General features: G+C 70.0%; 14 protein-coding genes. 12 read left to right on the top strand and 2 right to left on the bottom strand.

Translation table 11 applies throughout. The annotated features are described in order from the left end of the window. The first annotated feature begins 9 nt into the window (after positions 1-9). Genes pgsA through Acy02nite_RS18710 form a run of 4 tightly spaced genes read left to right on the top strand, consistent with a single transcriptional unit; the run spans position 10 to position 3224 of the window. A complete protein-coding gene (pgsA, locus tag Acy02nite_RS18725) occupies positions 10-630 on the top strand; it encodes a phosphatidylinositol phosphate synthase (RefSeq protein ID WP_203742254.1) in 621 nt (206 codons plus the stop codon). Continuing rightward, positions 627-1499 (top strand): phosphatidylinositol mannoside acyltransferase, encoded by an 873-nt coding sequence (locus Acy02nite_RS18720; RefSeq protein WP_203742252.1) that lies wholly within the window; start codon positions 627-629, stop codon positions 1497-1499. The genes pgsA and Acy02nite_RS18720 overlap by 4 nt, the downstream gene beginning before the upstream one ends. A gap of 8 nt (positions 1500-1507) precedes the next feature. Next, positions 1508-2644: a glycosyltransferase family 4 protein gene (locus Acy02nite_RS18715; protein ID WP_203742251.1), complete on the top strand. Its 1137-nt coding sequence runs from the start codon at positions 1508-1510 to the stop codon at positions 2642-2644. Positions 2645-2687: 43 nt separating this feature from the next. Then, entirely contained in the window at positions 2688-3224 is a 537-nt protein-coding gene (locus tag Acy02nite_RS18710; protein WP_203742250.1) for a hypothetical protein, read from the top strand. Between the two features lie 67 nt (positions 3225-3291). Here the strand turns inward: Acy02nite_RS18710 and pdxS are convergent, their stop codons facing one another. Continuing rightward, positions 3292-4188: a pyridoxal 5'-phosphate synthase lyase subunit PdxS gene (pdxS, locus tag Acy02nite_RS18705; protein WP_203742249.1), complete on the bottom strand. Its 897-nt coding sequence runs from the start codon at positions 4186-4188 to the stop codon at positions 3292-3294. 186 nt (positions 4189-4374) lie between these two features. Here pdxS and pdxT point away from each other — a divergent pair, with 186 nt between their 5' ends. The 3 genes from pdxT (at position 4375) to Acy02nite_RS18690 (ending at position 6493) form a co-directional block, all read left to right on the top strand. Continuing rightward, positions 4375-4980 (top strand): pyridoxal 5'-phosphate synthase glutaminase subunit PdxT, encoded by a 606-nt coding sequence (pdxT, locus tag Acy02nite_RS18700; protein ID WP_203742248.1) that lies wholly within the window; start codon positions 4375-4377, stop codon positions 4978-4980. Between the two features lie 15 nt (positions 4981-4995). Next, positions 4996-5748, top strand: a complete 753-nt coding sequence (locus tag Acy02nite_RS18695; RefSeq protein WP_203742247.1) for a YebC/PmpR family DNA-binding transcriptional regulator — start codon at positions 4996-4998, stop codon at positions 5746-5748. Between the two features lie 175 nt (positions 5749-5923). Continuing rightward, positions 5924-6493 (top strand): Uma2 family endonuclease, encoded by a 570-nt coding sequence (locus Acy02nite_RS18690; protein ID WP_239174986.1) that lies wholly within the window; start codon positions 5924-5926, stop codon positions 6491-6493. Here the strand turns inward: Acy02nite_RS18690 and Acy02nite_RS18685 are convergent. Next, positions 6490-7029, bottom strand: a complete 540-nt coding sequence (locus Acy02nite_RS18685; protein WP_203742246.1) for a hypothetical protein — start codon at positions 7027-7029, stop codon at positions 6490-6492. The genes Acy02nite_RS18690 and Acy02nite_RS18685 overlap by 4 nt on opposite strands. Positions 7030-7125: 96 nt before the next feature. On the opposite strand from Acy02nite_RS18685, the gene ruvC reads away from it, so the two are divergent. The 5 genes from ruvC to secD all read left to right on the top strand — a co-directional run bounded on the left by ruvC (position 7126) and on the right by secD (position 11937). Then, positions 7126-7653, top strand: coding sequence for a crossover junction endodeoxyribonuclease RuvC (gene ruvC, locus Acy02nite_RS18680; protein WP_203742245.1), 528 nt, complete (start codon positions 7126-7128; stop codon positions 7651-7653). Next, the gene (gene ruvA / locus Acy02nite_RS18675; protein ID WP_203742243.1) at positions 7650-8252 is read left to right on the top strand and encodes a Holliday junction branch migration protein RuvA; all 603 of its coding nucleotides are present in this window, start codon (positions 7650-7652) and stop codon (positions 8250-8252) included. Before ruvC ends, ruvA begins: the two co-directional genes overlap by 4 nt. Beyond that, complete coding sequence (gene ruvB, locus Acy02nite_RS18670) at positions 8249-9307, top strand: Holliday junction branch migration DNA helicase RuvB (protein WP_203742240.1); 1059 nt, start codon at positions 8249-8251, stop codon at positions 9305-9307. Before ruvA ends, ruvB begins: the two co-directional genes overlap by 4 nt. 156 nt (positions 9308-9463) lie before the next feature. Next, positions 9464-9847 (top strand): preprotein translocase subunit YajC, encoded by a 384-nt coding sequence (gene yajC / locus Acy02nite_RS18665; RefSeq protein ID WP_239174985.1) that lies wholly within the window; start codon positions 9464-9466, stop codon positions 9845-9847. Positions 9848-10011: 164 nt separating this feature from the next. After that, entirely contained in the window at positions 10012-11937 is a 1926-nt protein-coding gene (gene secD / locus Acy02nite_RS18660; protein WP_203742236.1) for a protein translocase subunit SecD, read from the top strand.

Below are 11937 nucleotides of genomic sequence, written 5' to 3'. Positions count from 1 at the left end.
GGGACGGCCATGGCAAAGATCGTTCAAGTAACGGCCCGTGCCGTCGTCTCGTACGGCGTCAACCCGGTCGCACGTTTCCTACTCCGGCTCGGCGTCTCACCGGACGCCGTCACCATCGCGGGCACCGTGGGGGTGCTGGTCGGTTCGTACTTCGGTGCGAAGGGTCAGCTCTTCTGGGGCACCGTGATCGTAACCGCCTGCGCGCTCACCGATGTGCTCGACGGCACAATGGCCCGCCTTCGTGGCGGTTCCAGCAAATTCGGGGCGCTGCTCGACTCCTCGATGGACCGGATAGCCGACGGCGCCGTATTCGGTGCGGTCGTCTACTACCTGGCCACCGAGGACAATCCGTACGGTGGTGTCGTCGCCGCCCTGATCAGCCTGGTCTTCGGCCAGGTGGTGTCGTACGTCAAGGCCCGCGCCCAGTCGCTGGGCCTGAACGCCGACGTCGGCATCGCCGAGCGCCTCGAACGGCTGCTGATCGTCGGCGCCGGTGGGCTGCTCGGCGCCGCGGGCCTGGACTGGGGCCTGCCGGCCGCGCTCTGGGTGCTGGCCGTGCTCTCCGTGATCACCGCCGCCCAGCGGCTGATCCACGCGCGCGCCACCGAGCCCAAGGTCGCGGCCGAGTGAAGGACCGGCTGACCACGCTCGGCTTCACCGCCGGGTGGCGCCTGGTCCGCGCGATGCCGCTGCCGATGGCCCGCGCGCTGTTCACCCGGGTCGCGGACCGCACGTGGAAGAAGAACGGCCCGGCCACCCAGCGACTGCGCCGCAACTACCAGCAGATCGTCGGCGCGGACATGCCGGAGACGCTGGTGCGCGACGGGCTCCGGTCGTACGCGCGGTACTGGATGGAGGCGTTCCGCCTCCCGTCGCTGAGCCGGGAGCAGCACGCCGCCGGCTTCCACATGCGCGCCGACTGCTACGACGAGATGAAGCAGCTCATCGCCGAGGGCAACGGCATCGTCCTGGCCCTGCCGCACGTCGCGAACTGGGACGCGGCCGCCGCCTGGGTGGTCGCCAACGGCTGGCAGATGATCACCGTCCAGGAACGGCTCAAGCCGGAGGCGGTCTTCCAGAAGTTCCTGGAGTACCGGGAGAGCCTGGGCATGCGGGTGCTGCCGCTCACCGGCGGGGAACGTCCGCCGTTCGACGTGCTCGCCGAGCATCTCAAACAGGGCTGGGTCGTGCCGCTGCTCGCCGACCGGGACCTGTCCCGCAGCGGCGTCGAGGTCGAGTTCTTCGGTGGGCGGACCCGGATGCCGGCCGGCCCGGCGATTCTCGCCATCAGCACCGGCGCGCCGCTGTTCGCGGCCGACCTGTGGTACACCGAGCACCGCGTTGAGGCGCGACTGCGCAGGATCACGCCGCCCGCCGAGGGGCCGCTCGACGAGCGGGTCAAGCGGACCACGCAGCTGATGGCCGACGCGTTCGCGGCCGGTCTCGCCGAGCACCCGCAGGACTGGCACATGCTCCAGAAACTCTGGATCAAGGCTTAGGAGGACGAGTGCGGATCGGGATCGTCTCGCCGTACTCGTTCGACGTCCCCGGCGGGGTGCAGAACCACATCATGGACCTGGCCGAGGCGCTGATCGAACTCGGTCACCACGTCAGTGTCCTCGCCCCCGCGGACGAGGACGCGGAACTACCGGCGTACCTGGTGCCGGCCGGCCGCGCGATGCCGCTGCCGTACAACGGATCGGTCGCCCGGATCGCCTTCGGCCCGGTCTCCACCGCCCGCGTCCGCCGCTGGCTGGCCCGCGGCGAGTTCGACGTGCTGCACGTCCACGAGCCGCTCACGCCCAGCCTGTCGTTTCTCGCGGTGCTCTCCGCGCGCGGTCCGGTGGTCGCCACCTTCCACACCGCGATGACCCGCTCCCGCGCGCTCGCCGTCGCGCAGAACTTCCTGCAGCCCGTCATGGAGAAGATCACCGCGCGGATCGCGGTCAGCGAACTGGCCCGCAAGGTGCAGGTCGAACACCTCGGCGGCGGCGCGGTGGAGATCCCCAACGGGGTCGCGGTGCGCAAGTTCGCCTCGGCTGCGCCCTTGCCCGGATGGCCCGGCCAGGGCGGCGCTCTCGGTTTCCTCGGCCGCTTCACCGAGCCCCGCAAGGGCTTCCCTCTGCTGCGTACGGCGTTCGTCACGCTCGCCCGTGCGCGTCCCGGCCTGCGGCTGCTGGTGGCCGGCCCGGGTGACCGCGACGAGCTGTTCGACGGCATCCCGCCCGAGCTGCACGACCGGGTCGAGTTCCTCGGCCTGGTCAGTGAGCCCGACAAGGTGCGGATGCTGCGCAGCGTCGACGTCTACGTCGCCCCGAACACCGGCGGGGAGAGCTTCGGCATGATCCTCACCGAGGCGATGGCCGCCGGCGCCACGATCGCCGCGAGCGACCTCGATGCGTTCCGTCGGGTATTGGACGGAGGCCGCGCCGGCGCGCTCTTCCCCACCGGCGACGCCGCCGCGCTCACCACGCTCCTCGGCGACCTGCTGGACGACCCGGCCCGCCGCGCTGACCTGGCCTCCTGCGCACGTCACGTCGTCGGGACGTTCGACTGGCCGAGTGTGGCCGAGCGGGTCCTCGAGGTCTACACCACGGCGATCGAGGCCACCGACGGGCGCGTTTTCGACGACGACGAGGCCTGATCGGCTCGGGGCAGGTGACTGCCGGACACAATTCCGCACTACGATGCCCCGCATGTGGTGGGTGCTGGGTGTCGTCGTGCTGGCCGCGATCTTCTCGGCGTACCTCGGCTGGACCGCCCAGCGTGTCGAACGGGTCCACGCCCGCGCCCAATCCGCCGAACGCGCCCTCGACTCCCACCTGCTGCGCCGCGCCGCGGCCGCCGCGGTCGTCGCCGAGCACCTGGAGTCCGTCGAGCTCTACGCTGCGGCCCGGCTCGCCCTGGACGCCGAGCCCGACGAGCGCGAGTCCGCCGAGAACGACCTCACCCGCCAGTTGCAGGGCGTCGAGCTCGACCCGGTGGACCCGGCCGCCCGCGCCCTGATCGTCAGCAGCCGGCGGGTGGTGCTGGCCCGGCAGGTGCACACCGACCTGGTGCGGGACGCGCTGACCGCGCGGCAGCGCAAGCTGGTCCGGGTGCTGCGGCTGCCGGGGCGTTACCCGCGGCCGCGCTACTTCGACATCGTGGAGCCGGTGATGCCGCCGCTGCCGTCACCGGCGCCGGCCCCGGCCTCGGAAGCCATGCCGGTCCAGGCCGTCTGACCCCCGGGCGCTTCTCCGGCCCGCGAAAAGGGCCGCCCACCGGGGCGGCCCTTTTCGATCGAGGTGCTTACCAGCCGCGCTCGGCGAGCCGGTGCGGCTGCGGGATCTCGTCGACGTTGATGCCGACCATCGCCTCGCCCAGCCCGCGCGACACCTTGGCGATCACGTCCGGGTCGTCGTGGAACGTGGTCGCCTTGACGATCGCCTCGGCGCGCTGCCGCGGGTTGCCGGACTTGAAGATGCCGGAGCCGACGAACACGCCCTCGGCGCCGAGCTGCATCATCATGGCGGCGTCGGCGGGGGTGGCGATGCCGCCCGCGGTGAACAGCACGACCGGCAGCTTGCCCGCCTCGGCAACCTCCTTGACCAGCTCGTACGGCGCCTGCAGCTCCTTCGCGGCGACGTAGAGCTCGTCCTCCGGAAGCGTCTGCAGCCGCCGGATCTCGCCGCGGATCTTGCGCATGTGGGTGGTCGCGTTCGACACGTCGCCGGTGCCGGCCTCGCCCTTCGAGCGGATCATCGCGGCGCCCTCGGTGATCCGCCGCAGCGCCTCGCCCAGGTTGGTCGCGCCGCACACGAAGGGCACGGTGAACTGCCACTTGTCGATGTGGTTGGCGTAGTCGGCCGGGGTCAGCACCTCGGACTCGTCGATGTAGTCGACGCCCAGCGACATCAGCACCTGGGCCTCGACGAAGTGACCGATCCGGGCTTTGGCCATGACCGGGATGGAGACGGCGTTGATGATGCCGTCGATCATGTCGGGGTCCGACATCCGGGACACGCCGCCCTGGGCGCGGATGTCGGCGGGAACGCGTTCCAGCGCCATGACGGCGACGGCGCCGGCGTCCTCGGCGATCTTCGCCTGCTCGGGGGTGACGACGTCCATGATCACGCCGCCCTTGAGCATCTCCGCCATGCCGCGCTTGACGCGGGCGGTTCCGACGGCGGGCTGGTTCTCAGACATACGACTCCTCGTGCGAAGGTGCGGTAGGGCGATGCTACGAAGCGACGTGCGGTCACCTCGATAGCCAATCGACCCCCCGGTGGCCTGCATGAGGGACACGACCCAGGTCAAGAGCCTTCGCACGTACGTCATGAAGGTCTCCCCGGCCCGAATCGCACCCGGCGCGGCGCGTCCTAGAGTGAAGGTGTGAACATCGGAGTGCTGGCCCTGCAGGGCGACGTGCGCGAACACCTGTCCGCCCTGGCGGAGTCGGACGTGCTGGCCCGGCCGGTCCGCCGGCCCGAGGAACTGGCGGAGGTCGAGGCGCTGGTGATCCCCGGCGGCGAGTCCACGACGATGAGCAACCTGGCGATCACTTTCGGTCTGCTCGACCCGGTTCGGAAGCGCATCGCGGACGGCATGCCGGTGTACGGTTCCTGCGCCGGCATGATCATGCTGGCCACCACGGTGCTGGACGGGCGTCCCGATCAGGAGTCGTTCCAGGGGATCGAGATGACCGTCCGGCGCAACGCTTTCGGCCGGCAGGTCGACTCGTTCGAGGCGCCGGTGGGGATCGAGGGCATCGAGGGCGGCGAGTTCCACGCCGTCTTCATCCGCGCTCCGTGGGTCGAGCAGGTCGGTCCCGACGTGCGGGTGCTGGGCCGCGTCGCTTCCGGTGACGACGCCGGTAGGATTGTCGCCGTTCGGCAGGGCAACCTGCTCGCCACGGCATTCCACCCGGAGCTGACCGGCGACCTTCGCGTCCACCGGTACTTCGTCGAGATGGTCCGCCAGGCCGCACCCGCACGGTAGACACGGAGGTTACGCATGTCCGGCCACTCCAAGTGGGCGACGACCAAGCACAAGAAGGCTGTCGTCGACGCCAAGCGCGGCAAGATGTTCGCCAAGCTGATCAAGAACATCGAGGTCGCGGCCCGGACCGGTGGTGGTGACCCGGCCGGTAACCCCACGCTCTACGACGCCATTCAGAAGGCGAAGAAGTCGTCGGTTCCGAACGACAACATCAACAACGCGGTCAAGCGCGGCTCCGGTCTCGAAGCGGGCGGCGCCGACTGGCAGACGATCATGTATGAGGGCTACGGCCCGAACGGCGTGGCCCTGCTGATCGAGTGCCTCACCGACAACCGGAACCGCGCGGCCACCGAGGTGCGCACCCGGCTGACCCGCAACAACGGCACGTTCGCCGACGCGGGAAGCGTGTCCTACCTGTTCAACCGCAAGGGCGTCGTGATCGTCCCCAAGGGTGAGCTCACCGAGGACGACGTGATGCTCGCCGTCCTGGAGGCCGGCGCCGAGGAGATCAACGACCTCGGTGAGTCGTTCGAGGTGGTCAGCGAGCCGACCGACCTGGTCGCGGTCCGCACCGCGCTGCAGGACGCCGGCATCGACTACGACTCGGCGGAGTCGTCCCTGGTGCCGACGATGACGGTCGAGGTCGACGAGGACGCGGCCCGCAAGGTGTTCAAGCTGATCGACGCGCTCGAGGACTGCGACGACGTTCAGAACATCTACGCCAACTTCGACGTCTCCGACGAGGTAATGGCCCTCATCGACGCGTGACAGCTGAGGTTCTTGACGGGGCTGGTGCTTGTGCACCTGCCCCGTTCGCGTGTCCGAGGCCATCCGATTGCCGCTGGGCGATACTTGTGCCGTTGCCGGCGGGCGCATCTCGCGGAGGTGAGCAAGCAGGCAGTTGACCAGTGACATCCTGTCGTGCGACCAGTAGGATGAGGGAGTGTTGGCCAGCATGCCGAGCATCAATCTCCCGCCCATCGAGGACCTCGACGTCGATGATCTTGCTTCCCTTCCTGAGGGATACCGCTACGAACTGCACAGCGGAAATCTGGTCATCATGACGCCGTCCATCTACTGGCATAAGTGGATGGCTCGGCGGCTGGTGGACATGCTCTGCGTGGCCGGCTTGGAGGCACTCCAGGACACCGGGGTCCGTGGCGATCGGCCACGCGACAACCGCATTCCTGATGTCGGCGTGCTGACCGGTGACCTTGCCGAGGTGGCCGAAGACGCGAATCTCCCTGGCTCGGCTTTCCAACTGGTCGCCGAGGTTGTTTCGGAGAACTCGATGAATGGTGAGTACACCGACAAAGCCCAGTGGTATGCGGAGCGTGGCATCCCCGAGTACTGGATCGTCGATCGGACGCCCGCTCGGGCGCGCGACGACGCCTTGGTGCACCTTCACCGCCTTGCGCTCTCGGGTGCCGCCGCGCCCGCCTACGTTCGCGAGCGCACTGTCCGCCTTTCCGAGCTCGAGGCCGAGTATCGGGAGAAACGCGACGCAGGCTAGAGGCCGCTCGCGGCGAGCCAGGACATCGACTGGATGATGGCGGCGATCAGGAGCAGGCCGCCGACGATCACGCGGGCGATGTGGTGCTGCTGGGCGCGGCGCCACGCGTGACACCACGCGACGGCCGCGTCGGCGAGGGTCAGTAAGCCTGCTCGCGCCGTACTGTCAATCAAAGCGGCCTTGTGGAAAGCGATGCTGGCGGCCGGGCCGCCCACCTGGACCAGTTGCCTCTCCGGCGTGCGCAGCACGCGGACCTCGACCTCGTAGACCTGGTCGTCGCGCCACGCCTTGGTCCGTTCCAGGATGCGTTTGCGCAGGTAGATGCCGGGCGCGTCGGAGTGTGTGAGGCGACCCCGGAGGCGCAGGCGGCGCCAGTGCCCGGCCAGGTCGATCAGCGACTCCTGATAGATCTCATGACCGATCGGGTCGCCGCCGGTCAGACGCAGCGCCATGGGTCGCAGCTCGGCCTCGTGAGCGGCGACGGCATCGACGAACTCCGGTGGCGGATCCTCGTCCATCGGCGGTATGAGGTACATGGCGAACCTCCCGCTCCATCGTCGGAGCGTGTCGGCGGCGAGCGCAAGCGGTGACCGTACTAGGGTGTCGAACACACGTACGTGAGGGGAGGCCGTGTGCGCGTGCTCGGCATCGACCCGGGTCTCACCCGGTGCGGCGTCGGTGTGGTCGAGGGCGTGCCCGGCCGTCCCGGAACGCTGATCGACTACCACGTGGTGCGCAGCGAGCCGGACGAGGACATCGCCCTGCGCCTGCTGCACCTGGACCGGAGCCTCGCCGAGCTGGTCACCCTCCACAAGCCGGAGAGCGTGGCGGTGGAGCGGGTGTTCTCGCAGCACAACGCGCGTACCGTGATGGGCACCGCGCAGGCCAGCGCGGTCGCGATCCTGGCTGGGTCGCGCGCCGGCCTGCCCGTGCAGACGTACACGCCGAGCGAGGTGAAGGCGGCCGTCACCGGCTCCGGCACGGCCGACAAGGCACAGGTCACCGCCATGGTCACCCGTCTGCTGAGGCTGGACGCGCCGCCGAAGCCGGCCGACGCGGCGGACGCCATCGCCATCGCCATCTGTCACATCTGGCGCGGGGGCACCCGGGCCAGGATCCAAGCCGCGGCGATCGCCGCCGCCCGCAGGAGCAGCCGATGATCGCCAGCGTGCGCGGTGTCGTCACCGCGATCCTTCCGGACAGTGCCGTCGTCGAGGTCGGGGGTGTCGGCATGCGCGTGTTCTGCGCGCCGAACACGCTGGCCTCGCTGCGCAACGGTGCCGAGGCGCGGCTGGCGACCACGCTGATCGTCCGGGAGGACTCGCTCACCCTCTACGGTTTCGCCGACGACGACGAGCGGCAGCTCTTCGAGGTGCTGCTGACCGCGAACGGGGTCGGCCCGCGGATCGCCCAGGCGGTGCTCGCGGTGCATCAGCCCGATGCCGTGCGCCGGGCCATCGGCGGCGGCGACATCGCGGCGCTGACGCAGGTGCCGGGCATCGGCAAGCGCGGCGCCGAGAAGATGATCGTCGAGCTGAAGGGCAAGATCGGCCCGGTCGGCTTCGGCGACGGCTCGGGCACGAGCATGCTGGCCGGGGCGTGGCAGGAGCAGGTGCGGCAGGGTGTGCTCGCGCTCGGCTGGAGCGCGACCCAGGCCGATCAGGCGGTCGCCGCGATCGGCGAGACGATCGACGGTGAGGTGCCGCCGGTTCCGGTGCTGCTGCGCCAGGCGATCCGGCTGCTGGGCAAGACCCGATGAGCTCCTCCGAGGGAGACGACCTGGTCTCGCCGCTGGCCGAGGACACCGAGCTCGATGCCGAGGCCAGTGTCCGGCCACGGCGGCTGTCCGACTTCATCGCGCAGCACCGGGTCCGTGACCAGCTCGAGCTGCTGCTGAAGGCGTCGATGGGCCGCGGCACGCCGCCCGATCACATTCTGCTCTCCGGGCCGCCCGGGCTGGGCAAGACCACGCTGGCCAACATCGTGGCCGCCGAGCTGGGCACCGGGATCCGTACGACGAGTGGCCCGGTGATCGAGCGCTCCGGGGATCTGGCCGCGATCCTGACCGGTCTCGCCGAGGGCGACGTGCTCTTCATCGACGAGATCCACCGGATCGCGAAGCCGGCCGAGGAGCTGCTCTACAGCGCGATGGAGGACTTCCGGGTCGACGTGGTGGTCGGCAAGGGGCCGGGCGCCACCGCGATCCCGCTCGACGTGGAGCCGTTCACGCTGATCGGCGCGACGACCAGGGCCGGGCTGCTGACCGGGCCGATGCGTGACCGGTTCGGTTTCGTCGCGCATCTGGACTTCTACTCACCGGCCGATCTCGACGCGCTGCTGCACCGCTCCGCGCGCATTCTCGGGGTGCCGATCACGCCGGAGGGCGCCGCCGAGATCGCCGGCCGGTCGCGCGGCACGCCGCGTATCGCGAACCGTCTGCTGCGCCGGGTCCGGGACTATGCCGAGGTGCGCGGCGACGGCGTCGTCACCGTCGAGATCGCCAAGGCCGCCCTTCAGGTGTACGACGTCGACGCGCTCGGCCTGGACCGGCTGGACCGTGCCGTGCTGCGCGCGCTGATCGAGTCGTTCAAGGGTGGTCCGGTCGGCCTCTCCACGCTTGCCGTCGCGGTCGGTGAGCAGGCCGACACCGTCGAGGAGGTGTGTGAGCCGTTCCTGGTGCGGGCCGGGTTGCTCGCCCGGACCCCGCGGGGCCGGGTCGCCACCGAGGCCGGTTGGGCACACCTCGGCCGGACGCCGCCACAAGACGGCAGGTCCGGGGTGTTTCAGGGGGACCTGTTCGCACGAGATACATAAATATCCCTCGTGATGTGAACGTGACGTGTGCCGCATTCGTAGTCTCCAGGTTGACCGATTAGACTCGCCCCCGCTTCAACCCGGATGTTTTGACGCCCCGGCCCGATCTTCGAAGAGGGCGCGGGGGCCTACGGAAGGCTTCTTTTCGTGTTTAGCGTGGCCGAGTCCGCCGGCGGGGGTAACCCGCTGAGCCTGTTCCTGCCCTTCATCCTCATCATCGGCGTGATGTATTTCCTGGTGATGCGGCCGCAGCAGAAGCGGCGCCGGGAGGCGATGGAGCTGCAGAACAAGCTCGGCCCCGGCGACGAGATCGTCACCATCGGCGGCCTGCACGGCACCGTGGTGGCGATCGAGGACGACGTGGTGCTCCTGGAGATCGCGCCGGCGGTGCAGGTCCGCTTCGCCCGCCCGGCCATCGCACGGGTGGTCACCCGCGCCGAGGAGCCGGTCGCCGACACCGTCGACGAGCCCGCCACCAGCACGGAGACGGTCGTCGACGAGACGCCGAACCCGGTCGTCGACGTCCGCAAGCAGGACTGACAAGTTCCACCCGGACCGGCCCTCGGCTGCCCTGCCGGCGGGCCCGGTCCGTTCCGGCCGCCGTCCGAGAAGCCGACGGCCGGCCACCGATCGACAGCGCCGCGCGGGTCGCGCGGCCGAACGCAGGGAGACCTAACGCCGTGGCACGACCACCACAGGGACAGATGCATCCTGGACGCCAACTCGGCGTGCTCGGCCTGATCTTCGTCGTCCTGTATCTCCTGGTCTTCTTCGCCGGTGACGCCAAGGGCAGTTTCACCGACCGCCTGCAGCCCAAGCTCGGTCTCGACCTCAGGGGTGGCACGCAGGCCACCTACATCGCGAGCCAGGCCGGCGGGACGCCGACGACGGAGTCGATGGAGCAGGCCCGGACGATCATCGAGAACCGCGTCAACGCGCTCGGCGTCTCCGAGGCCGAGGTCGTGGTCCAGGGCAAGAACACGATCGTGGTCTCCCTGGCAGGTAAGGCCGACGACCAGCTCAAGGACCTGGCGCAGGCCGCGAACATGCGGTTCCGGCTGCTGACCGGCACGACCCCGGACGTCTCGGCGAGCGCGCTGAACCCGGCCTCGCCGTCGCCCAGTGTGGCGGCGAGCGGCGTGGCCCCGTCGGCCGCACCGTCCGGCGCCGCGAAGCCGTCGGCCGGCGCCAGCGCCCCGTCGATCACCACCGGCCCGTCCGCCGGCACCGGCGGCCAGGGTGGTGGCGAGGCGGTGCCGAGCGCCACCCCGTCGGCGAACCCGAGCCCGGCGGCCTCCGCGGCTGCCCCGGCGGCCACCCCGAGCGCCTCGGCGTCGGCCGCCCCGGTTCCGGCGAGCGTGCAGGAGCAGCGCGCGGCGGTCGCGAAGAAGGTCGGCGCGGCGCTCTGGGCGCAGGCCGAGAAGCTGACCGCCCCGGTCGACCTGAGCAGCGACCCCAAGGCCGGTCTGGCCTACAAGGCGTTCAACGCGCTCTCCCCGGCCGAGGTGGCCGCGCTCACCCCGCAGATGCAGTTCAACGTTCCGACGATCAGCTGCGACCAGCTCGACAAGCGGCCGAACGGCTCGATCGACGACGCGAACTCGCAGGTCGTGGCCTGCTACAGCGGCCAGGCCAAGGTCCTGCTGGACCAGGCGAAGGTGGTCGGCACCGACATCTCCAGCGCCAGCCCGCAGCTCGACCAGACGAACGGTCAGTGGGTCGTCTCCCTCGACTTCACCGGCGACGGCCAGAAGAAGTGGGCCGACCTGACCCGGGTGGCGTTCAACGCGACCTCCAGCGACCCGTGCTACACCGCCGTCCAGGCCCTCTACGGCTCCGCCGAGCACTGCGCGGTCGCTGTCGTCCTGGACAAGGAGATCCTGTCCGCGCCGCAGATCCAGGCGGTGCTGACCGGCTCGTCGCAGATCACCGGCAGCTTCACCGTCGACTCCGCGAAGCAGCTGGCGGACCAGCTGAAGTTCGGCGCGATCCCGGTCACCTTCGAGGCCGGCCCGGCGCAGACCATCTCCGCGACCCTCGGCCTGCAGCAGCTCGAGGCCGGCCTGATCGCCGCGGCGATCGGCATGGCGCTCGTGGCGATCTACGCGTTCTTCTACTACCGCCTGCTCGGCTCGGTCATCTTCCTGAGCCTGCTGCTCTCCGGTCTGCTCACCTTCGGCGCGCTGGTCTTCCTCGGCCGCACCATCGGTTACACCCTCACCCTGGCGGGTATCGCAGGGTTCATCGTGTCGCTCGGTGTGGCGGCGGACTCGTTCGTCATCTACTTCGAGCGGCTCAAGGACGAGATCCACGAGGGCCGGACACCACGCAGCGCCGTGCCACGGGCGTGGCACCGGGCCCGCCGGACGATCATCTCGGCGAACACGATCACCATCATGTGTGCGGTGGTGCTCTACATCGTGTCGATCGGCGCGGTGCAGGGATTCGCGTTCGCGATGGGTCTCGCGACGGTGCTCGACCTCATCGTGGTGTTCCTCTTCCGGCACCCGATCATGACCATGTTCGCCAACACGAAGGCGTTCATGTCGCCGCGGGTCAGCGGTCTCGGCCGTGTCCTGCGCCGCAACCCGACCGAGGAGTCCGTCTCCTCGCGTGTGAAGGAGGCCTGA

Origin of the sequence: Actinoplanes cyaneus (assembly GCF_016862095.1) — a bacterium.
GTDB classification, from domain to species: domain Bacteria; phylum Actinomycetota; class Actinomycetes; order Mycobacteriales; family Micromonosporaceae; genus Actinoplanes; species Actinoplanes cyaneus.
The sequence above is the reverse complement of the archived record's forward strand: the minus strand, read 5'-3'. Positions and strand labels throughout refer to the sequence as shown.